Source organism: Paenibacillus ihbetae (assembly GCF_002741055.1).
Classification (GTDB): Bacteria; Bacillota; Bacilli; order Paenibacillales; family Paenibacillaceae; genus Paenibacillus_AQ; species Paenibacillus_AQ ihbetae.
This window is the reverse complement of record NZ_CP016809.1, coordinates 1,265,238-1,288,770: the sequence shown is the minus strand read 5'-3', so window position 1 is coordinate 1,288,770 and position 23,533 is coordinate 1,265,238. Positions and strand designations below refer to the sequence as shown.

Sequence of the window (23,533 nt, the reverse complement as noted above, 5' to 3'; positions counted from 1 at the left end):
CCGGTTACCAAATCCTGTGTCCATTGGTGAAACTTATTGGATGCTCATTTGATTAGGGAAGACTACAATGAAATAGACGGCTTGGTATAGAACAACAGGAGCAGGAGGACGACAAGAATGCTGAGGTATGTGGCGAGTAAGTTTTTTTACATGCTTGTATCCTTGTTCATACTGATCTCAGCCACTTTTTTTCTTATGAAGGCCATACCGGGAGATCCGTTTATGGGAGAGAAAAAACCATCGCCTGAAATCTTGGCGAGGCTGATGGAGCAGTATGATTTGGATAAACCGGTTTTTCAACAATATACGAAATATTTAGGTAATATCATTCAAGGTGATTTCGGATTGTCTATGAAGCATCAGGGGCAATCGGTCACCGATATTATAGTAGATACGTTCGGACCTTCGCTTCGCTTGGGTCTGATCGCGATTGTCGTCTCCGTTATCGTCGGCGTACTGCTGGGGATGCTGGCAGCACTTTATCACCGGAAGCTGATTGACAATATAGCGATGATTATCTCGGTTCTCGGGATCGCGGTTCCGAGCTTCGTCCTGGCATCCATGCTGCAGTTCGTATTGGCGGAGAAGGCCGGCCTGTTCAATGTCATGGGCTTTGACGGTCCGCTCGATTATGTCCTGCCTGTTATGGCATTGTCCGCGCAGCCGATCGCGTTTATCGCCCGTTTGACCCGCTCCAGCATGCTGGAAGTGCTTCATTCGGATTACATCAAGACGGCGAAAGCCAAAGGACTGAACTGGTTTGCGATCATGTTCCGCCATGTCATCCGCAACGGCATCCTGCCGGTGGTTACGTATGTCGGTCCGATGACGGCCAACATTATTACCGGTTCTGTCGTTATCGAGCAAATTTTTGGTATCGGCGGCATCGGCAAGCAGTTTGTGGAAAGCATTACGAACCGTGACTATACGGTGATCATGGGGATTACGATTTTCTACGGCATCCTGCTGATGCTGGCGCGTTTCGTCACGGACATCGTATACGTATTCGTAGATCCGCGCATTAAACTATCCGGCGGGAAGGAGGGGTAAACATGGCGACAGAACAGGGAATGCCTCATCCGGCCGCTCAGCAATTAACGCCTGAAGATTTCCGGAAGATCGGTCCGGATGAGAAGCAGTCGGAAGTCATCCAGCGGGAAAGCTTGTCTTCCTGGCGGGATTCTTGGGAACGATTGCGCAAGAATAAGCTTGCGATGACGGGCCTCGTTGTCATGATCCTGATTGTCATCATGGCGATCATCGGACCGATGATTTCGAATTATGACTATGAAACCAATGATTTGATGAATACGAACGCTCCGCCTTCCGCCGAGCATTGGTTCGGTACGGACGATCTGGGCCGCGACGTGTTTGTCCGCACCTGGATGGGAGCCCGCATATCTTTGACGGTAGGCCTTGCGGCGGCAGCCATTGACCTGATGATCGGCGTTATTTACGGCGGGATTATGGGGTACTTTGGCGGGCGCGTCGACGAATTCATGAATAAGTTCGCAGAAATTTTGTATTCCATTCCTTACTTGCTGGTTACGATTTTGCTTCTGGTCGTATTTGAGCCGAGTCTCGGGACGATCATACTTGCCTTGACGATTACAGGGTGGATCAACATGTCCTGGATCGTGCGAGGCGAAATTATGCAGCTGAAAAACAGGGAGTTCGTGTTGGCTTCCAGGTCCATGGGCGCAAGCGCGCCGCGGCTGCTGTTCCGGCACTTGATTCCGAATGCGATGGGACCGATCATCGTTACGTTGACCTTGTCGGTGCCGAGCGCGATCTTCTCGGAAGCGTTCCTGAGCTTCTTGGGCCTTGGCGTACAAGCGCCGGTCGCTTCGTGGGGCTCCATGATTAATGACGCTCTGTCGGGATGGATGTACTATCCTTGGCGGATGCTGTTCCCGGCTCTGTTCATCAGCTTGACGATGCTTGCATTCAACATTTTCGGTGACGGTCTGCGCGATGCGCTGGATCCGAAATTGAAAAAATAGGAGGTGGGAAGGTATGGAACCGATCTTGCAGGTTAAAGACCTCAACGTATCGTTTCGCGTTCGCGGCGGCGAGGTAAAGGCTGTGCGCGGCGTGAATTTTGAAGTCGGCAAGGGGGAGACGGTTGCCATCGTTGGTGAGTCCGGCAGCGGTAAAAGCGTAACCGCCCAGACCATCATGCGTTTGATTCCGTCGCCGCCGTCAGAGATCAAAAAAGGAGAGGTCATTTTCCAAGGGCAGGACCTTCTCAAAAAAACGAATAAACAGATGGAAGCGATCCGCGGCAAGGATATCGGGATGATCTTCCAGGATCCGATGACCTCGCTGAATCCGACCATCAAAATCGGCAAGCAGATAACCGAGGTGCTCGTGAAGCATCAGCGCATGTCGTTCTCCGAAGCGAAGAAGCAGGCGATCGAAATGCTGAAGCTCGTCGGCATCAAGAATGCCGAGGAACGATTTGATCAATACCCGCATGAATTTTCGGGCGGCATGCGTCAGCGTGCGATGATCGCGATCGCGCTTGCCTGCAAGCCGACGCTGCTTATTGCGGACGAACCTACAACGGCGCTGGACGTGACGATCCAAGCTCAAATCATGGACGTCATGAAGGAGATGCAGCAGCGTCTCGGCACCTCGATTATTCTGATCACCCATGATCTCGGCGTCGTGGCCGGCATGTGCGATCGCGTGATCGTCATGTATGCCGGCGAAGTGGTAGAGACCGGAACGAAATGGGAGATCTTCAAAAATCCCCAGCACCCCTACACGAAAGGGCTGCTTCGTTCCATGCCGCGCCTGGATCAGAAGAAGGACGAGCCGCTCATTCCGATTATCGGAACGCCGCCGGATCTGATTAAGCCGCCTGTCGGCTGCCCGTTCTGCGCCCGCTGCGATGAGGCGATGAAGATTTGCGAACGGATCGACCCGGGGGCGACGGAATTCAGCGACACGCACATGGCGCGCTGCTGGAACCTGCATCCGATGGCGAAGGAGGCGCAAAGCTCATGAAGGATAACCATCTGATTGAAGTGAAAGGCCTCAAGAAGTATTTTAATGTCGGCGGAGGCAATGTGCTCAAGGCGGTCGACAACCTGAACTTCTATATCCGCGAAGGCGAAACGCTCGGTATGGTCGGGGAATCCGGCTGCGGCAAATCAACAGCGGGCCGGACGATTCTGCGTCTGTACGAGCCGACGGCAGGCAGCGTTAACTTTAATGGTACGGACATTTACAAGCTGTCGCCGAAGAAAATGAAGGCGATGCGCCGCGATATGCAGATGATCTTCCAGGATCCGTATGCATCGCTGAATCCGAGATTCACGGTTTCCGACATTATCGGCGAAGCGCTGGATATTCACGGCATGGCCGGCAGCCGCGCAGAGCGCAAGAAGCGGATCGAGGAGCTGCTTGACATGGTCGGCCTGAACAGCGATCATGCGACGCGTTATCCCCACGAGTTCTCGGGCGGCCAGCGGCAGCGGATCGGCATAGCGCGCGCGCTTGCGGTCAATCCGAAATTCATCATTTGCGACGAGCCGATCTCGGCGCTCGACGTATCGATTCAGGCACAGGTCGTTAACCTGCTGAAGGATTTGCAGAACCGCCTCGGTTTGACGTACCTCTTCATCGCTCACGACCTGTCGATGGTCAAGCATATCAGCGACCGCGTAGCGGTAATGTATCTCGGAAAAATGGTCGAGCTGGCCGACAGTGAAGAGCTGTATGCCAACCCGATCCATCCTTACACCAAAACGCTGCTGTCCGCCATTCCGATTCCGGATCCGGAAATCGAGGCGAACAAGACACGTCTTAAAATGGAAAATGACATGCAGGGACCGATTTCGGCCGCCAAGGGCGAGGACGGAACGGTCCAGCTGGATGTGGATGATACCGAACTGGTCGAGGTATCCAAGGGCCATTGGGTTGCCAAGGCTTATGCATAAATCGGCCCTGACAAGTAGGAATAGCCGCAGGCAATAATGCCGGCGGCTATTCTTTTCCTTTGACGCACAATGCCAACATTCGGTACAATCAAGAAAGGTTTTATTAGGTTAGAATAAATGATGATCGTACACATATTGGAATTTTGGCGACGAGAGAATAGGAGGCGACCTCATGAATATCGTTCCGGAACCATTAAACCTCGCCTCGCGTCTTGCTCGGGACTATATTCACCGTTTCGATCAAGTCAGCGGACTATACGGTGGAGATTTCCGCAGCGAGCGAAGTTTTGCCGAGCGGGCAGCATGGCTGGACCTTTCGGAAGACAAGCGCACGCCGCGCAAGGCGCTGGTCAGTTGTCTTCGGGCATATAATAAGAAACACAATAATCATCCTGCAGTACATACGACACTTGATGCACTGGAGCAGGAGGGTGCGCTGGTTATGGTCGGCGGGCAGCAGAGCGGGTTGTTTACAGGACCGCTGCTCGTTGTATATAAGGCCATCACGATCATTCAGTCTGCCCGAGAAGCACAGCGGCGGCTTAACCGGCCGGTCGTGCCTGTATTTTGGATCGCAGGGGAGGATCATGATTGGGACGAGGTGAACCACACGTATTTCTTGTCCCCGGACCAGCGCCTCGCCAAAGTGAAGCTGGATCCAAAGGATGCGCTGAGAACCTCTGTCAGCTATACGAGAGTAGACCGGGCCGATTGGGACGGACTGCTGAACGAGCTGCAGCAGCAGCTGCCTGACAGCGAACACAAGGGCGAGTTGTTGAGGCTTGTCAGCGAATCGGTCCAGGATGCGCCCTGTTTAAGCGATGCCTTTGCAAGGCTGCTTGGCGTGATGTTTGGGAAATACGGATTGATTTTGCTCGATTCCGCCGACCCTGCGCTGCGGGAGCTTGAGGTTCCCGTGTTCGAAGCGATGATCATGCATAATGAAGATTTATGCCGTTCCTATCAGGCGGCCGCTAAAGAGATTACCGGACGGGGCTATGAAGTGCAGGCGGAGGTTGCAGAGAACGGAGCGAATCTCTTCTACGTGCATGAAGGCAGACGGCTCCTGCTGTTCCGCGAGGGGGATGTCTACTCGGACCGGAAGGGCCTGGTATCATTTACGCGGCAGGAGCTTCTGGACGAGCTGCATCAGCATCCGGCCCGGTTCAGCAACAATGTGCTGACCCGTCCGATTATGCAGGACTCGCTGCTCCCTGTACTCGGAACCATTCTCGGCCCAGGCGAGATTTCGTATTGGGCGATTACCCGCGGGGCTTTTGCCGATCTGGGATTGCGGATGCCGCTGATTATCCCGAGAATGTCCTTTACGCTTCTGGACGGAACCGTTCATAAATATATGGATAAGTATGAGCTGACCTTCCAGGATGTGCTGCTCCATCTTGGGGAGAAGCGGGATGCATGGCTAGCTGGTCAAGACAAGCTGAACTTGGATGGCCGGTTTGCCGAGACGAAAGTCGCTTTTGAGGCGCTGTACCAGCCTTTGATAGAAGATATTGGTAAAATGCAGGCGGGGCTGTTAAAATTAGGGGAAACGAACCGCGCGAAAATATTGGAACAGATGGATTTCCTGCTCAGCAGATCGAAAGGTGCCCTGGCCCAGCAGCATGAAGCAGCTCTGGCGCAGTGGAAGCGGATCGAGCTGTCGCTTCTGCCGGAGGGCAGCCCGCAGGAAAGAGTATACAATATCATAGAATACATGAACCGCTACGGGCTGAATCTGGTGGACCGCCTGATGGAGATCCCGTATGAAGGTTCCGGCACTCATCGTGTCGTATTCGTATAATAAGCCGGTATGCATCAAACACACACCATAGGAGGTTAGTTGTATGAGTTCATCCGCATTACAGAACAGCAGCATCGCCGACGTCAAATTGGCGCCGGAGGGTCATTTGAAGATTGACTGGGTGAAGGCGCACATGCCGGTCTTGAACCGGGTGCGGGAGCAGTTCGAACGGGAGCTTCCGTTCAAAGGCTTGAAGGTTGCCATTTCCTTGCATCTTGAAGCGAAGACTGCCTATCTTGCGAAAGTCATTCAGGCCGGAGGAGCCGAAGTGACCATCACCGGCAGCAATCCGCTGTCCACCCAGGACGATGTGTGCGCGGCTTTGGTCGAGGACGGCATTACCGTGTTTGCGAAATATAATCCGGAGCCGGAGGAATACAAGCAGCATCTCATCTCGACATTGGAGACGAGACCCGATCTCATAATTGATGACGGCGGCGATCTCGTTACGATTTTGCATGCCGAGCGCACGGACCTGCTTGAAGGCATTCGCGGCGGTGCCGAAGAGACAACGACAGGCATCCTGCGACTAAAGTCCCTGGAGAAGGATGGAGCGCTGAAATTCCCGATGGTGGCCGTAAATGATGCATACTGCAAATATTTATTCGATAACCGCTACGGTACAGGCCAATCCGTATGGGACGGCATTAATCGGACGACGAATCTGGTCGTGGCAGGCAAAACGGTTGTTGTCGTCGGCTACGGCTGGTGCGGCAAAGGGGTTGCGATGCGGGCCAAAGGTCTTGGTGCCAACGTCATTGTTACCGAAGTGGATGCCATCAAAGCGGTTGAAGCCTATATGGACGGCTTCCGGGTGATGCCGATGCGCGAAGCGGCGAAGCTGGGCGATTTCTTCGTAACCGTAACCGGCAACCGCGACGTAATCAGCGGCGAGGACTTCGACGTCATGAAGGACGGAGCGATCCTGTCGAATGCCGGGCATTTCGATGTGGAGGTCAACAAGCCGGATTTGGCCGAGCGCGCCCAGTCGGTTCGCACCGTTCGTCGCAATATTGAGGAGTACCATCTGAAGGACGGACGCAAAATTTACTTGCTGGCTGAGGGCCGCCTCGTCAATCTGGCGGCGGGCGATGGCCATCCAGCTGAAATTATGGATATGACCTTTGCGCTTCAGGCGCTGTCCCTTAAGTACGTGAATGAACAATACCAGCAGATCGGTACGCGGGTACTGAACGTTCCTTATGAGCTGGATGAGCAAGTGGCGCTCTACAAGCTGGAAAGTCTAGGCATTCAAATCGACAGCTTGAGCGATGAGCAGAAGGCTTACCTGGATAGCTGGGCCCAGCATTAAACCTTACGGCCCCAACACATGAGAACCTCCTTCCATTCCCGGCAGGGATTTGGAAGGAGGTTTTTTGGCGCGGTCATCTTGAGAGAAATAACCAAAAAAACAAAATCCCGCTTGAAGGAATTTGATTCTTGACGCCGAATCTATTATCCTAAAGTGGTGGAAAGTGGTGCAAAGTGGGGACACGGGGTTAAGGGGTGGAATGCCTGATGTTTATGGGGGAGTTTCAGCATAGCATTGATGACAAGGGAAGAATCATCATCCCCGCTAAATTTCGGGAGCTCTTGGGCACCTCGTTTGTCGTTACCCGCGGATTGGACCAATGCCTATTTGTATACCCCAGAGAAGAATGGTCCGTTATGGAGCAGAAGCTCAAATCCCTGCCGCTCATGAAGTCGGATGCCCGTGCATTTACCCGGTTTTTCTTTTCCGGGGCAACCGAATGCGAATGGGATAAACAGGGAAGGGTAAATTTGCCGGGCAATTTGCGCGAGTTCGCCAAGCTGGAGAAGGAGTGCGTCGTTATCGGCGTTTCCAACCGCGTGGAGATCTGGAGCAAGGAGCAGTGGCAGAAGTACTACGAGCAGTCGGAGGAGACATTCAACGAGATCGCCGAGAAGCTGGTCGATTTTGATTTCGATCTTTAAACTGCCCCCAGTAGTACATGAACGATTGAGTAGCAAATGTAAACGACTAGCATGTTGAATTCAGACACAATGGAGGGCTGCAGCTTTGTTCCATCACATCACGGTGCTTAAGCAAGAAGCGACAGAAGGGCTGCGCATCAAACCAGATGGTATATACGTTGACTGTACGCTTGGAGGCGCGGGGCATAGCTCGCTCATTGCTTCTCAGCTAAGTTCGAAAGGGCGGTTGATCGCATTGGATCAGGACGACTGGGCGCTGAATAATGCCCGGGAAGTTATGAAGCCATATGCAGACCGGATTACGCTCGTCAAGACGAATTTTCGCGAGCTGGAGGAGGTGCTCCGGAGCGAAACGACGCCAGGCGGAAACGAACAGCCGCAAGTTGACGGTATACTCTTTGATTTGGGCGTATCTTCTCCCCAATTCGATGAGGGAGAGAGAGGGTTCAGCTACAATCACGATGCGCCGCTGGATATGCGGATGGATCAATCCGCTGAGCTGACCGCTGCAACGATTGTCAACGAATGGCCGGAGCAGGAGATTTCGCGGATATTGCACGAATACGGCGAGGAGAAATTTTCGCGCCGGATCGCCAAGGTCATTGCGGAAAGAAGGGCGCAGCGGCCTATTCAGACAACCGGTGAGCTTGTCGAACTGATTAAGGAAGGAATTCCGGCAGCAGCAAGACGTACGGGCGGCCATCCGGCTAAGCGCAGCTTTCAGGCGTTCCGGATTGCGGTCAATGATGAGCTCGGGGCATTCCAGGATGCGCTGCACCAGGCGGTAAGATGCCTTGCCCCGGGTGGAAGAGTGTCCGTCATCACGTTCCATTCGCTGGAGGACCGGATCTGCAAGCAGATTTTTAATTCGTATATTCCGAAATGCACTTGCCCTCCGGATTTTCCAATGTGCGTATGCGGAGGCGGCCAGGGGGATTTGAAGCTGGTGAACCGCAAGCCGATCATACCGTCGGCGGAGGAAATCGAGGGCAACCCGAGAGCAAGATCGGCGAAGCTGCGGATTGCGGAAAAGCAGTAGCACACATTATACCTGAAGAAGGAGAATCGCCATGGCATACACACGCGGTAATTTGGCTGTACAGGAGAGACAGAAGGAAACGCAGTCCGCCTATCTCGAGAAGACGAAAGTCATCAAACGCCGTTCCCAGTTACCCCAGAAAGAAAAGCTTCTGTACTTGTTGTCCGTGGTATTCATGGTTGTGGTCATGGGCGTGATCGGCATGAGCCATGTTCATTCCTATGACCTGAATCGGCAGATTCATGTAACGGAGAATAAGATTGAAGAAGGGAAACGGACGGTTACACAGCTGCAAGTCGAGAAGCAGACGCTGGAGATGCAAATTTTGGACAAGGCAAAAGAGCTTGGTTACGTGCCCATTGATGAAACAGACGCCATTCATTTGTCGCCGGTATCCGGACAATCCGGAACAGAGGCTTCGAAATCCGGACAAAATGATTAAAGTGTGAGGTTACGCCAATGGTTAAAAAAATCAAACTGCGCACCGTGCTAATAGGGGGATGTATAACCCTCTTTTTTGCTTTATTAATTGGTCGGGTGTTTTGGCTGCAGGTCATCGACAACGATTTCTGGAAGGCCGAAGCAATGAAGCGCTGGTCCCGCTCGCAGGATCTCCCGGCATCCCGGGGGACGATCATGGACCGGGACGGCGATATCCTGGCGATGGATGCGCCGGCCTATACCGTTGTCGTCAATCCAAAGGTCATTCAGGCAAACGGCCTGGAGGAGGATGTCGTTAAGGGGCTGCATGACATTCTGGGCAAGGATGAGGACGAGCTTTTGGAAATGGTCCGGGCCAAGAACGATAAGGGAGAATATCTGCAGGGTCGCGAGGTCCGCAGCGAGGGCTGGAAGATCGACGAGGAGACCAAGGAGAAGGTTGAAGAGCTGAGGAAGAGCCTGGAGCAGAAGCTGAGGAAAGACGGTAAAATCGCCGATTCGGGCATCGGCCTCCAGCGGGAGCAGAAGCGCTTCTATCCGCAAGGCACAGTGGCAGCCCATGTCATAGGATATACGGATCTTCAGGGAGAAGCGGTCGGCGGCATTGAGGCCTTTTACGACGACTACCTGCGGGGAAAGGATGGGTTTGCCTCCTACAAGAGCGACAAGAAGGGCGTCAAGCTGCCGAGCCAGGATGATTTATACCAGCCTGCCATAAATGGGAAAAATTTATTGCTGACGATCGATGATACAATCCAGTATTATATCGAGGACGCAATGCGCGAAACGTTTGAAAAATACAAGCCGATCAGCATGACGGTGATTGCGGCGGATCCGAAGACCGGAGAAATTCTCGGCATGGCGAACCTGCCGACCTATGATCCCAATACATACTGGGAATCGGAATATAAGAACTTTTACAATCATGCGGTAAGATCGCGGTACGAGCCGGGATCGACCTTCAAGATCGTTACCTTGGCGAGCGCCATCCAGGAGAAGCTGTTCAACCCGAATGCAGCTTACCAGTCAGGAACTATCCGGGCCGGGGGGCGGACCCACAAAGACATCCGTCCGGAAGGATGGGGACCGATTACGTATCTGGAAGGCGTAAAGCGGTCGAGTAACGTGGCCTTCGTCAAGCTGGGGTACGAAATGCTTGGCAAGGAGCGCCTCACCAACTATATCAAGCAATTCGGCTTCGCGGAAAAGACCGGTATCGACCTTCCGGGCGAAACCTCCAGTATCCTTAATATGACTTATGATTCAGATATTGCGTCCATGACCTACGGCTATGCCGTATCGGTCTCGCCGATCCAGCAAATTGCGGCCATCTCGGCCGTTGCGAACGGCGGCAAGCTGATGAAGCCGCATTTGGTGAAGGAGGTCGAGGATCCGAACACCGGCAAGACCGAGAAGATCGAGCCGAAGATGGTCCGCCAGGTGATCTCGCCCGAGTCGGCCAGGGAAACCGGCAAATATCTCGAGCAGGTCGTTGCCGACGAAGACAAAGGTACAGGGCACGCGGCGTATATCGACGGTTACCGGGTAGCGGGGAAGACAGGTACCGCCGTCAAATCCACCGGTGGTTATAAGGATACTACCAAGCAGGTCGTCTCCTTTATCGGTTACGCGCCGGTGGAGGATCCGAAGATCGCCGTCCTGGTCATCATCGACGAGCCGAACGAGGAAGTCGGCGGAGGTAAGCTCGCCGCCCCGATCTTCAAAGAGATCGTGTCCAAAACGCTGACGTACTGGGGCGTCCCGAAATCGAATGCCGAGGAGAAGGGCAAGTCGAAGGAGACCGTCATTCCCGACGGGGCCTATGAAGCGCCGAAAATGACGGGCATGAAGGTAAGCGAAGCGAAGGCAAAGCTGCTTGAGGAGGGCGTCGTATTCGAAACGCTCGGCAGCGGAAACACCGTAAAGAAACAGTTTCCGGAGCCCGGCACGCCGATCAGCGGCGCGCAGCGCATCTACCTCTTGACCGAGGATGAGGCGACGATGTCCATTCCGAATCTGCAGGGCGAGTCGCTTCGCGATGCCATGGAGGTTCTGACCTTAATGCGGGTCAAGGTCATGGTTCAAGGTGAAGGCTACGTTACCAAGCAGATGGAGACGACCGAGAACGGCCAGCGGACCGTGCATCTGACGCTGACGCCTGCCGAGGATAAGGAGGCAAGCGACAGCGAAGCCGGGGCTGAATCCGAATCCGATACCGCAGGCCAAGAAGAGAACGCAACCGATGCCGCCGATCAGGCGGCGGAAGGCGAAGGGGACAAGGAATAGCTTGTTCTATCCCCGGTTTGTCCCGAATACTCATGTGATGAAGGCATTTCATGAGCTTTCGGGTTCAAACGGGGAGGGAAGCTTAAGGTGAAAGTATCCAAGGTATCACAGCGGCGCCGTCTGCTCTGGAGCCTGCTGCTGCTGCTCCTGCTGTTCTCGGCATTGATCGTCAGGCTGGGATATGTCCAGATCGGAAAAGGCGCGGAGCTGTCAGCGAAAGCAGAGGAGCTGTGGCGCCGGGCCATTCCGTTTACGGCTAAGCGGGGAGAAATTCTCGATAGAAACGGCACCGCGCTTGTAACCAACATCACGACGCCGACCATATGGGCCATTCCGGCGCAGATCCAAAACCCCGATGAAACGGCCAAGACGCTCTCCGGCATTTTGGGGGTAGGCGAAGCCGACGTGAAGAAGGTCATTACCAAACGGAATTCCATGGTAGAGCAAATCAAACCCGGAGGGCGTAAAATTACGATGGAGCTGGCGCAGGAAATTCGTGATTTGAAGCTGCCGGGTATCGTTGTTGCCGAAGACAACAAGCGCTATTATCCATACGGCGATCTTGCCGCTCATATTCTGGGATTTGCCGGCATTGACAATCAGGGACTTACCGGCATGGAAGCGAAGCATGATGATAAGCTGAAAGGGTTCAACGGGAATATCTCGTACCTGTCGGATGCGGGGGGCAGGCTGATGCCTGGCTCCACCGAGACGTATAAGGAACCGCGAAACGGCTTGAATCTGGAGCTGACGATCGATAAATCGATTCAGTCCATTATGGAACGCGAGCTCGATCAGGCGATGGTGAAATACCAGGCCAACGGTGCTTGGTCCATCGCCATGAATCCGAAGACGGGTGAGATTTTGGCCATGGCCAGCCGTCCGAGCTATTCGCCGGCGAACTATCAGGAATTCTCCCCCGAGACGTACAACCGGAATCTTCCGATCTGGATGACGTACGAGCCGGGGTCGACCTTCAAGATCATCACGCTGGCCGCCGCGCTGGAAGAGGGGAAGGTGGATCTGAAAAACGATCATTTCTTTGATTCCGGCGCGGTCGAAGTTGGGGGCGCACGCCTTCGCTGCTGGAAGCGGGGCGGACACGGCAGCCAGACCTATTTGGAAGTCGTCCAGAACTCCTGCAACCCGGGCTTCGTGGCACTCGGCCAGAAGCTTGGCAAGGAAAGTCTGTTCCAATACATCCGCGATTTCGGCTTCGGCTCGAAGACGGGGATCGATTTGAACGGGGAGGAGAACGGTATCCTGTTCAAGCTGGACAACGTCGGGCCCGTTGAGCTTGCGACGACGGCATTCGGACAGGGGGTCTCGGTGACTCCGATCCAGCAGGTGGCCGCAGTGTCTGCCGCCATTAACGGAGGGAAGCTGTACAAACCTTATGTGGCCAAAGCGTGGATCCATCCGGAAACCGGCGAGGTGGTGGAGGAGGTGAAGCCGCAGATGGTAAGGCAGGTGATCTCGGAAGAGACGTCCAAGCAGGTTCGCGAAGCGCTGGAGAGCGTCGTGGCCAAAGGCACCGGACGGCCAGCCTTCATCGACGGCTACCGCGTCGGCGGGAAGACGGGAACGGCCCAGAAGGTCGTCAACGGGCGTTATTCCTCCACCGAGCATATCGTATCCTTTATCGGCTTCGCGCCGGCGGACGATCCTGAGATTGTCGTCTATACCGCGGTCGACAATCCAAAGGGAATTCAATTCGGGGGCGTGGTTGCGGCTCCGATCGTGCAGAACATTCTGGAGGATGCGCTGCATTATATGAATATCCCGCCGCGGAAGGATCAGGTTCCCCGCGATTACAAATATGGGGAAGTGCCGACCGTAACCGTCCCGGATTTGGTCGGGGCGACGGTTCAGGAGCTGTACGAGGATTTGAACATGAACTTTAACCTGGCCAAGTCAGGGACCGGCAATACGGTCATTTCCCAGGCGCCGAAGCCGGGAAGCCGAGTGGAGCGGGGATCCACGATCCGTATCTACATGGGTGAGGCTCCGGACGAAGCAAAACACGAACATTAAGCCGTATCATCTGGATGGACGCCAAGCCGGATGATACGGATATATAGAGAGAGGGATATCCATGAAATTGAATGAATTATCATCCGTGCTGGCAGCCGCCGTGATCGACGGTGCCGGTGACGTTGAAATTACCGGAATCCAAGTTGATTCTCGGGAAGTAAAGCCGGGCGATCTGTTTATTTGCCTTCCAGGCCATACCGTGGACGGCCATGACTTTGCCGCCCAGGCTGCCGAGCGGGGCGCGGCCGCGCTGGTTGTCGAGCGGAAGCTTGACATCGATCTTCCCCAGATCCTCGTAAAGGACAGCCGGTTTGCGATGGCCGGGCTGGCCAATGCGTTCTTCAACCAGCCCAGCTCGCGGATGAAGATGATCGGTGTAACGGGGACCAACGGCAAGACGACGACCACCTATCTGATCGAGAAAATTATGAATGATCATGGTTTAAAGACCGGATTGATCGGAACCATTCAGATGCGATATGCAGGCAAATCGTTTCCGATGCCGCGCACGACGCCGGAAGCGCTGGAGCTTCAGCGGAACTTGAACGAGATGGCCGAAGCAGGCATGCAGTGCTGCGTGATGGAGGTTTCCTCCCATGCGCTGGAGCAGGGGCGAGTCAAGGGCACGGACTTCCGCACCGCGATCTTTACGAACCTGACGCAGGATCATCTTGACTATCATCATACGATGGAAGAATACCGGGCGGCCAAAGGGTTATTTTTCTCCCGCCTTGGCAACGCTTTTCCCAAGGACGAACCGTCCCGCAAATACGCCGTGCTGAATGCCGATGACGAGGCTTCCGCATATTTCGCCAAGCAGACGGCTGCGGAGGTCATCTACTACGGCCTAGGCGAGCGGGCGGATGTGCGGGCCAGCAACATCTCGATCACGGCGCAGGGCACATCGTTCCATGTGGATACCTTCCGCGGCAGCACGGATATTTCCATCAAGATGGTAGGGAAATTCAATGTCTATAACGCTATGGCTGCCATTGCGGCAGCGCTGCTCGAAGGCGTTCCGCTTGAGGACATCAAGCACAGCCTGGAATCCGTTCCGGGCGTCGACGGCCGCGTTGAGGTTGTCGATGAGGGTCAGCCGTATGCGGTGATCGTTGACTATGCGCATACGCCCGACGGGCTGGAAAACGTGCTGCGGACGGTCAATGAATTTGCGGAGGGACGCGTGCTGACCGTGTTCGGCTGCGGCGGCGACCGTGACCGCACGAAACGCCCGATCATGGGTAAGATCGCTGCCAAGTACAGCGATATCGTGCTGGTTACCTCGGATAATCCGCGCACCGAGGACCCGGCAGCGATCCTTAAGGATATTGAGGCGGGACTGGTTGAGGACCGCGTGTCCGAAGACCGCTATAAGCTCATTGTCGACCGCCGCGAGGCCATTCAAAAGGCTATTGAAATGGCAAGCCCGGGCGATGTAGTATTGATTGCGGGGAAAGGTCATGAGACCTACCAGCTGATTGCGGGCGAAGTGCTTGATTTTGACGACCGCATCGTAGCCAAAGACGCGATAAGGGGCAGACAATAGTGATCCATAAATCATTGCGGAGCATTGCCGACATGTGCGGCGGTACGCTCTTACGAAACCAAGACAACGATATGATGATTCAAGGAGTCGGAACCGACTCCCGCACAATACAGCCGGGCAATCTGTTTGTTCCGATTGTCGGCGAGAAATTCGACGGACATCAATTCGGAGAGGCTGTGCTTGCAGCCGGCGCCGGCGGCCTGCTGTGGCAGCGGGATCATGAGCCGGTTCCTGACGGCCCGGTCATCCTTGTGGATGACACGCTGTCGGCTCTCCAAGCGCTTGCGGGCGCTTATTTGGCGGAGACCAACGCCAAGGTGGTCGGCATTACCGGAAGCAACGGCAAAACCACCGTCAAGGACATGGTGACCGCCCTCCTCGAAACCCGTTACAAAGTTCATAAGACGCAGGGCAACTATAACAACCATATCGGCCTTCCTTTGACGGTGCTTGCCATGAAGGAAGATACGGATATCGCGGTGCTTGAGATGGGGATGAGCGGCCGGCACGAGATCGAGCTCCTCTCTTCGATCGCGCACCCGGATATCGCCGTGGTCACGAATATCGGCGAAGCGCATTTGCTTCAGCTCGGCTCGCGGGAGGAGATTGCCCGGGCCAAGCTTGAAATCGTGAGCGGCATGAAGCCCGGCGGGCTGCTGGTATACCATGGCGATGAGCCGCTGATCGATCAGGTGCTGCAGGAGCCGGGTACGGTCAAGCCGGCATCGATGAACACCTTTACGTTCGGCAGCCGGGACACCAACGATGCTCATCCGACAGGCCTGATGTTTCACGCACGCGGCATTGTGTTCACATCGAACCGGTATGAGGGCGAAGGCTTCAGCCTTCCGCTGCTCGGACGCCATAATGTCATCAACGCCCTGGCTGCCATGGCGGTAGCGACGCATCTGGGCGTCAGCGATGAGGAGATTCGCCGCGGCTTTGCCGGTCTCAAGCTGACGAGCATGCGGATCGAGGCGATTGAGACGAACCATGGGGTTACCGTTCTGAACGATGCTTACAATTCCAGCCCGACGGCAGCAAAGGCTGCGATCGATGTGCTGGGCGACATGAAGGGCTACCGGTGCCGGATTGCCGTTCTTGGGGACATGCTGGAACTTGGGCAGCGCGAGCAGGAGTTTCACGAGGAAATCGGACGTTATCTGTCTCCGGACCAAGTGGAGCTTGTATTAACCTACGGCCCGTTGTCCCAGCACACGGCGGAGGCGGCAAAGGCGAAGTACCCGGACGGAGCTGTTCTCGCGTTCACGGACAAGGAGCAGCTTATTGCGGAGCTGCTGAAGCGGGTGTCCGAGAAGGACATCGTTTTGGTGAAGGCTTCGAGGGGAATGAAGCTGGAGCATGTGGTCGATGCGCTTAAAGCCCTGCCAGGCGGAAACAACGGAGTGAGGGGGTGAGCTTATGGACTTTCAGCTGCTGTTATTGACCATCGGTGTAGCGTTTATACTGGCTGTCATTTCGGCCCCGCTGCTGATTCCGCTGCTTCGCAGATTGAAGTTTGGACAGCAAGTGCGAAACGACGGTCCTCAAAGCCACCTCAAAAAAGCAGGCACGCCGACAATGGGCGGCGTCGTCATTCTGCTTGCGTTCACGCTGACGTTCATCAAGTTTTCGCCGGTCGATACCGACTTTTATGTGCTTCTAGTGGCAACATTGGGCTTTGGCCTGATCGGATTTCTTGATGATTATATTAAAATCGTGTTCCGCCGCTCATTGGGACTGACCCCACGGCAGAAGCTGTTCGGACAGCTTCTGTTCTCGGGGATCATGTGCTGGCTGCTCATCTCCAACGGGCACAGCACGGCGATCGGCGTACCGGGAATGAACTGGTCGTTTGACTGGGGTCCATGGTTCTACTATCCGTTCATCGTGCTGATGATGCTGGCGATCAGCAATGCCGTCAATTTCACGGACGGTCTGGACGGACTGTTATCCGGCGTCAGCGCGATAGCATTCGGAGGCTATGCCATTGTGGCGATCCAGTCGACCTCGTTCGCGGCGGCCTTCTGCGCGGCGGCGATGATCGGCGCGGTGCTCGGGTTTCTGGTGTTTAACGCCCATCCGGCCAAGGTGTTCATGGGAGATACAGGCTCGCTGGGGATCGGGGGCGCGATCGGCGCCATCGCTATCGTGACGAAAAGCGAGCTGCTGTTCCTTATCCTCGGAGGCGTATTCGTTATCGAAATGCTCTCCGTTGTGCTCCAGGTCATCTCGTTCAAAACGAGAGGCAAACGCATCTTCAAGATGAGCCCGATCCACCATCACTTTGAGCTGTCCGGATGGTCGGAGTGGCGCGTCGTTATCACATTTTGGGCCGTGGGACTGGTTTTGGCGGGACTCGGGCTCTATATCAACAAGGGGTTGTAGCATATGAAGCATCCAGATGAATACCGGGGAAAGACCGTCGTTGTTCTCGGACTTGCCAAGAGCGGCGTCCAAGTAGCCAAAGTACTGCATAAAGCCGGGGCGGAGGTCACGGTGAATGATCGAAAAGAAAGAGAGCAGTGTCCCGAAGCGTCGGAGCTCGAAGCTTTGGGCATTTCTGTTATATGCGGGGGGCATCCGGATGACTTGATTCATCCCGGCGTAACGCTCCTCGTCAAAAATCCCGGCATTCCTTACTCGGTGCCGCCCGTTCAGAGGGCGATGGAGCTGGGCGTTCCGGTCGTAACCGAGGTAGAGGTCGCCTACCATATCTGTGCTGCGCCGATGATCGGCATCACCGGCTCCAACGGCAAGACAACAACGACAACCTGGGTCGGACAGCTGCTTGAGGACGCGGGCCTGTCCCCGATCGTTGCGGGCAATATCGGCACGCCGCTGTCGGAGGCTGCCCAGGAGGCGAGACCGGACCATTGGATGGTCGTGGAGCTCAGCAGCTTCCAGCTCAAAGGAACCGAGGATTTCCGGCCGCGCATCGCCGCGCTGCTGAATATAGCCGAAACGCATCTTGACTATCATGGCGGGATGGACGATTATATCGCATCCAAAGCCAAGCTGTTCGCGAATCAGACGGCGGACGATACCGCTGTGCTCAATTGGGATGATCCCGTGTGCAGAAGCCTCGTCCCGTATATCAAGGCCCGCATTTTGCCGTTCTCGATGAACGAAGTCCTTCGTGAAGGGGTTCACGTGATGCCGCCTTACGGAGCAGAGGGTCAACTGGCGGGCGGCGAGGAGCCGGAGAGAACCGTCGTCTATACGGACGGCAAGGGCTTTACGCATGAGATCATCCGTGTGGAGAACATCGGGTTGCCCGGCAGATTCAATGTCGGGAACGCACTCGCGGCATCAGCGATTGCGATCTCGGCAGGCGTGAGTCCGGATAAACTGGCGCCGGTATTGTCAAGCTTCCGCGGGGTGGAGCACCGGCTTGAATTCGTCGGTGAGCGGGACGGCATTGCCTATTACAATAACTCCAAGGCGACGAACTCCAAAGCCACCAACATGGCGCTGACCTCGTTCAAGGAGCCCGTCGTGCTCATTGCAGGCGGTCTTGACCGGGGCTCGGATTACGAGGAGCTTGTGCCTTCCCTAAGAGAGCGGGTGAAGGCTGTCGTTCTCCTGGGCCAGACGAAGGAGAAAATCGCGGCTGCGGCGGAAAAAGCCGGATTAAAGCAAATTATCCTCGTCGATAATGGAAAGGACGCCGCCGATACATTGACTATGGCTGTCCAGGAGGCGGCCCGGCTGGCCGAGCCCGGCGATATCGTTCTGCTGTCGCCGGCATGCGCCAGCTGGGACATGTTCCCTTCCTTTGAAGCCAGAGGACGCATTTTTAAAGAGGCGGTGCATAACCTTTAAGTAGGGGGGTGGATAAGCCCCTACTAAGGATGTACGAGGTGGCCTTTCCATGAACAAGAACCGCCAGGCGCCCGATCTGTGGCTGCTTATATGCATTTTGGCCCTGCTGGCCATCGGGATCGTAATGGTATACAGCGCAGGCTCCGTACTCGCTTTCCATGATTACGGCGATAAGTTTTATTTTGTGAAACGGCAGGCGTTCTTTGCTTGCCTCGGGCTTGCGGCCATGTATTTCACTTCCAAAATCGACTATAAAGTATGGAAGAAATACAGCAAGCTGGTGCTGCTCGTCTGCTTCTTTCTGCTCGTTATCGTTCTGATCCCGGGGATCGGGGTCGTTCGGGGCGGCGCGAGAAGCTGGCTCGGCATCAGCTCGTTCGGCATTCAGCCTTCCGAGTTTATGAAACTCGGAATGATTCTGTTTCTATCTCGGTGGCTCAGCAAACAAGATTATGATATTACTTCATTCAGCAAGGGACTTCTCCCGCCGCTGGGTTTGATCGGCCTCGCCTTCGGATTGATCATGCTGCAGCCGGATCTTGGCACCGGCGCCGTTATGCTCGGGGCAGCCATGATGATCGTGTTCACGGCCGGAGCGCGAATGAAGCATCTGGGATTTCTTGCTCTGGGCGGTGTCGCGGGCTTTGCTGGACTTATCCTTACGGCACCGTATCGTTTGAAGCGGATAACGGGCTTTCTCGATCCTTGGTCGGATCCGCTCGGGACCGGCTACCAGATCATTCAGTCGCTGTATGCGATCGGCCCCGGCGGCCTCGGCGGCCTTGGCCTTGGCATGAGCCGCCAGAAATATGCTTATGTGCCTGAACCGCAAACCGACTTTATCTTTTCCATATTGGCCGAAGAGCTTGGCTTCATCGGCGGGCTGATCGTGCTGCTGTTGTTCGCGGCTTTGGTATGGCGAGGCATGAGGGTCGCCATGACGGTTCCTGACGGCTTCGGCAGCCTGCTCTCCGTAGGGATTGTCGGAATGGTCGCGATTCAGGTTGTCATTAATATCGGCGTTGTCATCGGGATGATGCCGGTAACCGGCATTACGCTGCCGCTGATCAGCTACGGAGGAAGCTCGTTGACACTGATGCTGACCGCGCTCGGCATTCTATTAAATATTTCCCGTTATGCGAGGTGAACAGTATGCGTGTCGTATTAACAGGCGGCGGGACGGGGGGGCATATCTACCCCGCAGTCGCCATTGCAAGACAATGTGAATTGGAAGATCCGAAGACGGAGTTTTTATATATCGGCGGGGAGCGGGGCCTTGAGAGCAAGCTGGTGCCGCAAGAGAAGCTCCCGTTCGAAAGCATTGATATTACGGGCTTTCGGCGCAAGCTGTCGTTTGAAAATGTGAAAACGATCATGCGCTTTTTCAAAGGCGTCAATCGATCCAAGGCGCTGCTGTCCCAATTCAAGCCCGATGTTGTGATCGGTACCGGAGGCTACGTATGCGGACCTGTCGTCTACGCAGCCGCAAAATTAGGGATTCCGACGATGATCCATGAGCAGAATGCAATTCCCGGGCTGACGAATCAATTTTTGAGCCGCTACGCGGATACGGTAGCGGTGAGCTTCGAGGGCTCCGAGAAGGCCTTCCCTAAAGCCAAAAGAGCGGTGTATACAGGGAATCCACGCGCGACGACGGTCCAATCCGCCAATCGCGAGCGTGGATTTGCTTCGCTTGGCATTCCGATGGACAGCCAGGTCGTTCTGATCGTTGGCGGAAGCCGGGGGGCCAAAGCGATCAATGATGCCATGATCGGCATGGCTTCTCATATCGGACGTCTGCCAGGTATTCATTTTGTGTTCGTAACGGGCGATACTTATTTTGAGCGCACGCGCGAGGAGATACGCAGCCGTCTCGGCACGATGCCGAACCATCTTCATATCATGCCTTATGTTCATAACATGCCGGAAGTGCTTGCTGCGACTTCCCTGATCGTAAACCGTGCCGGAGCCTCTTTTCTGGCCGAAATCACTTCGCTGGGCATTCCTTCGGTCCTCATCCCGTCACCGAATGTGACCAACAATCATCAGGAGGCAAACGCCCGACAATTGGAGGATGCAGGCGCATCGAGAATGATCCTGGAGAAGGATCTCACAGCGGAAACCTTATTTGGGCGGCTTGAGGAAATTATGACAAGCCCCGATGTCCGGAAGGCGATGTCCGAAGCTTCCCGAAAGCTCGGGAAGCCGGATTCCGCTGCCGTCATTGTGGAGGAAATCCGCCGGCTTACCGGCAAACGCTAAAACGGCTGGGCGATTGTCACACACCTATGGAGCCTGACATAAGATACTCTATAATCGTGACACACCCATGAGGCCGGCATTACAGACAGCGGCCATCTTCCCGCCAGTTTCGGGGGAATGGCCTTTTGTTTTGAAAGTCAAGGGAGGTTTATTTACAATGCAGCAGTGGAAATCGCTACTATCTGAAGCCAATGTCGGAGCCGTCTTATGGAATGAACCGCTGGCCAAATACACAACTTGGAAAATAGGCGGACCTGCCGATTGTCTGGTTGTTCCCGAGAATAAAGAGCAGCTCGCCGAGCTGATCGCTCTTCTCCATGCCCATCGCATTCCTTGGACACAACTGGGACGCGGCTCGAACATGCTGGTATCCGATAAAGGCATTCGGGGAGCGGTGATCAAGCTGGGCCAGGGCTTCGAGGATTATCGGTTCGAGGGTGAGACGGTGACGGCAGGCGGCGGCCTGTCGCTCGTCAAGCTCAGTGTTCTGGCCGGGAAACAAGGATTATCGGGTCTTGAATTCGCCGGAGGCATTCCGGGATCGGTCGGAGGGGCCGTTTACATGAATGCAGGCGCTCACGGGTCTGATGTGTCACGCATATTTAAGTCCGCTGACATTGTACTGGAAACAGGGGAATTGGTTACGTATGCTGCCAAAGATATGGCGTTCGATTACCGGCACTCCATTCTGCACGAACGAAAAGGGATTGTGACGGAAGCGGTATTTGAGCTCCAGCATGGGGACCGCAAAGAAATTTCTGCTCGGATGGCTTCCTATAAGGACCGCCGCCGGCGCACGCAGCCGCTCCAATCGGCAACGGCAGGCAGTGTGTTCCGCAACCCGCCCGGCGACCATGCCGCGAGGTTGATCGAAGAAGCGGGCCTTAAGGGGCTGCGGATCGGAGGGGCGGAAATTTCGTTGCAGCATGCCAATTTCATCGAAAACACCGGTCAAGCGACAGCAGAGGACGTGCTCGCCTTGATTGAGCATATCAAGGAAACCATTGCGAAGAAGAACGGAATTGATATGGTACCCGAGGTGTATGTTCTAGGCGAGCGGTAAACTCGGAGGTGATACATTGGACAAATTGGTGATTGAGGGTGGAAGGCCCCTATCAGGAACCATACGTATCCATGGTGCGAAAAATGCAGCTTTGCCTATTTTGGCCGCAAGTCTGCTTGCAGAGGGGACTGTAAAATTAAGCAACGTCCCGCATCTGCTGGACATTGAAGTGATGCTCAGCATTCTCAGCCGTCTCGGATCCAAATGCAAGCACGAGCTGGAGACGGTTACCGTGGATACCTCGTCTGCCAATTCGTTTCATGTCCCGGAAGATTTAATGAAGCAGATGCGATCCTCCATCTTCTTGATGGGACCTCTGCTGGCCCGTTTCGGTGAAGTGACCATTTATCAGCCAGGCGGCTGCGCGATCGGAGAACGAAAAATCGACCTTCACCTGCAAGGGCTCCAGGCGCTGGGCGCGCAGATCGAGGAAAGCAGCGATAAAATCCATTGCAGGGCCAGCCGGCTGGTCGGAACGGATATTCATCTGGATTTTGCCAGCGTGGGAGCAACGGAGAATATCATGATGGCGGCGGCTACGGCGCACGGCACGACGGTCATTTCGAATGCCGCAAGGGAGCCGGAAATTCAGGATCTTCAGCATTTTCTGAACAAAATGGGCGCTAACATCATCGGGGCGGGAACCGACACCATTACGATCCACGGCGTGGAGCGCCTGACGCCTTGCGAATACGAGATTATTCCCGACCGGATCGTTGCGGGAACCGTCATGATCGCCGCTGCCGTCACCCGGGGCAGCGTAACGCTGACGAAGACGAATCCGTCCCATCTGACCTCCCTTATGCATGTGCTGAAGCGCGCCGGTGTTCAAACCAGTGTATGCAATGATATAATAAACATAAGCTGCATGAGCCGTCCTAAAGCGGTGGAACGAATCGTGACTTCGCCGTACCCTTCATTCCCAACCGACCTGCAATCCCAGGTGATGGTGCTGCTGTCAGTAGCGGATGGTTTCAGTGTGATGAAAGAAACGGTATTTGAAGGACGATTTAAGCATGTGGAGGAGCTTTCCCGGATGGGGGCCGATATCTCCACGGATATGAACTATGCCTTTATACGCGGCGTTCAGCGAATTTATGGAGCGACCGTAGAGGCAACCGACCTGCGGGCCGGTGCGGCTCTGGTCATTGCCGGATTGGCCGCGCAGGGAACGACGGTGGTCGAGCAAGTGCATCACATCGACCGCGGTTATGATCGGATCGAGAACATGTTCCAAGGCTTGGGAGCGCGTATTTACCGCCAGGCTTCCATACCGAAGCCGCTTGATTTAGCCAATTGAGGTCCTGGTCATCCCCTCCATGCGGAGGGG

Annotated in this window: 19 protein-coding genes; all 19 read left to right on the top strand. The window is 55.0% G+C overall.

All coding sequences use genetic code 11. The features are described from left to right. The first annotated feature begins 117 nt into the window (after positions 1 to 117). The gene (locus BBD41_RS05965; protein WP_077565012.1) at positions 118 to 1,050 is read left to right on the top strand and encodes an ABC transporter permease; all 933 of its coding nucleotides are present in this window, start codon (positions 118 to 120) and stop codon (positions 1,048 to 1,050) included. Between the two features lie 2 nt (positions 1,051 to 1,052). Further along, the gene (locus tag BBD41_RS05960; protein ID WP_007129453.1) at positions 1,053 to 2,003 is read left to right on the top strand and encodes an ABC transporter permease; all 951 of its coding nucleotides are present in this window, start codon (positions 1,053 to 1,055) and stop codon (positions 2,001 to 2,003) included. 13 nt (positions 2,004 to 2,016) lie between these two features. Next, complete coding sequence (locus BBD41_RS05955) at positions 2,017 to 3,012, top strand: ABC transporter ATP-binding protein (RefSeq protein ID WP_007129454.1); 996 nt, start codon at positions 2,017 to 2,019, stop codon at positions 3,010 to 3,012. Continuing rightward, on the top strand, positions 3,009 to 3,947 hold the full coding sequence (locus BBD41_RS05950) for an ABC transporter ATP-binding protein (RefSeq protein WP_007129455.1): 939 nt from the start codon (positions 3,009 to 3,011) through the stop codon (positions 3,945 to 3,947). The genes BBD41_RS05955 and BBD41_RS05950 overlap by 4 nt, the downstream gene beginning before the upstream one ends. A 172-nt stretch (positions 3,948 to 4,119) precedes the next feature. Next, entirely contained in the window at positions 4,120 to 5,751 is a 1,632-nt protein-coding gene (bshC, locus tag BBD41_RS05945; protein WP_099476993.1) for a bacillithiol biosynthesis cysteine-adding enzyme BshC, read from the top strand. A 43-nt stretch (positions 5,752 to 5,794) separates the two neighbouring features. Further along, on the top strand, positions 5,795 to 7,063 hold the full coding sequence (locus BBD41_RS05940; protein WP_077565016.1) for an adenosylhomocysteinase: 1,269 nt from the start codon (positions 5,795 to 5,797) through the stop codon (positions 7,061 to 7,063). Positions 7,064 to 7,269: 206 nt separating this feature from the next. After that, positions 7,270 to 7,707, top strand: a complete 438-nt coding sequence (gene mraZ, locus BBD41_RS05935) for a division/cell wall cluster transcriptional repressor MraZ (RefSeq protein ID WP_077565018.1) — start codon at positions 7,270 to 7,272, stop codon at positions 7,705 to 7,707. An 85-nt stretch (positions 7,708 to 7,792) separates the two neighbouring features. Further along, positions 7,793 to 8,746, top strand: a complete 954-nt coding sequence (gene rsmH / locus BBD41_RS05930; RefSeq protein WP_077565019.1) for a 16S rRNA (cytosine(1402)-N(4))-methyltransferase RsmH — start codon at positions 7,793 to 7,795, stop codon at positions 8,744 to 8,746. A gap of 31 nt (positions 8,747 to 8,777) precedes the next feature. Next, the gene (locus tag BBD41_RS05925; protein ID WP_077565021.1) at positions 8,778 to 9,188 is read left to right on the top strand and encodes a cell division protein FtsL; all 411 of its coding nucleotides are present in this window, start codon (positions 8,778 to 8,780) and stop codon (positions 9,186 to 9,188) included. Positions 9,189 to 9,205: 17 nt separating this feature from the next. Then, positions 9,206 to 11,473 (top strand): penicillin-binding transpeptidase domain-containing protein, encoded by a 2,268-nt coding sequence (locus BBD41_RS05920; RefSeq protein WP_099476992.1) that lies wholly within the window; start codon positions 9,206 to 9,208, stop codon positions 11,471 to 11,473. Positions 11,474 to 11,560: 87 nt separating this feature from the next. Next, positions 11,561 to 13,507 carry a stage V sporulation protein D gene (locus BBD41_RS05915; protein ID WP_099476991.1) on the top strand — a complete coding sequence of 649 codons (1,947 nt, stop codon included), beginning with the start codon at positions 11,561 to 11,563 and terminating at the stop codon, positions 13,505 to 13,507. Between the two features lie 61 nt (positions 13,508 to 13,568). Further along, positions 13,569 to 15,053: a UDP-N-acetylmuramoyl-L-alanyl-D-glutamate--2,6-diaminopimelate ligase gene (locus BBD41_RS05910; RefSeq protein WP_077565027.1), complete on the top strand. Its 1,485-nt coding sequence runs from the start codon at positions 13,569 to 13,571 to the stop codon at positions 15,051 to 15,053. Continuing rightward, on the top strand, positions 15,053 to 16,471 hold the full coding sequence (locus BBD41_RS05905) for a UDP-N-acetylmuramoyl-tripeptide--D-alanyl-D-alanine ligase (RefSeq protein WP_099476990.1): 1,419 nt from the start codon (positions 15,053 to 15,055) through the stop codon (positions 16,469 to 16,471). Before BBD41_RS05910 ends, BBD41_RS05905 begins: the two co-directional genes overlap by 1 nt. Positions 16,472 to 16,475: 4 nt before the next feature. Then, the gene (gene mraY / locus BBD41_RS05900; RefSeq protein ID WP_077565031.1) at positions 16,476 to 17,441 is read left to right on the top strand and encodes a phospho-N-acetylmuramoyl-pentapeptide-transferase; all 966 of its coding nucleotides are present in this window, start codon (positions 16,476 to 16,478) and stop codon (positions 17,439 to 17,441) included. Positions 17,442 to 17,444: 3 nt separating this feature from the next. Continuing rightward, the gene (murD, locus tag BBD41_RS05895; protein WP_099476989.1) at positions 17,445 to 18,878 is read left to right on the top strand and encodes a UDP-N-acetylmuramoyl-L-alanine--D-glutamate ligase; all 1,434 of its coding nucleotides are present in this window, start codon (positions 17,445 to 17,447) and stop codon (positions 18,876 to 18,878) included. 49 nt (positions 18,879 to 18,927) lie between these two features. Beyond that, the gene (spoVE, locus tag BBD41_RS05890) at positions 18,928 to 20,025 is read left to right on the top strand and encodes a stage V sporulation protein E (protein WP_099476988.1); all 1,098 of its coding nucleotides are present in this window, start codon (positions 18,928 to 18,930) and stop codon (positions 20,023 to 20,025) included. A 5-nt stretch (positions 20,026 to 20,030) separates the two neighbouring features. Beyond that, a complete protein-coding gene (murG, locus tag BBD41_RS05885) occupies positions 20,031 to 21,140 on the top strand; it encodes an undecaprenyldiphospho-muramoylpentapeptide beta-N-acetylglucosaminyltransferase (RefSeq protein WP_077565036.1) in 1,110 nt (369 codons plus the stop codon). 157 nt (positions 21,141 to 21,297) lie between these two features. Beyond that, positions 21,298 to 22,203, top strand: a complete 906-nt coding sequence (murB, locus tag BBD41_RS05880; protein ID WP_077565038.1) for a UDP-N-acetylmuramate dehydrogenase — start codon at positions 21,298 to 21,300, stop codon at positions 22,201 to 22,203. A gap of 16 nt (positions 22,204 to 22,219) precedes the next feature. After that, positions 22,220 to 23,503: a UDP-N-acetylglucosamine 1-carboxyvinyltransferase gene (gene murA, locus BBD41_RS05875; protein ID WP_077565040.1), complete on the top strand. Its 1,284-nt coding sequence runs from the start codon at positions 22,220 to 22,222 to the stop codon at positions 23,501 to 23,503. The last annotated feature ends 30 nt before the right edge of the window (positions 23,504 to 23,533 follow it).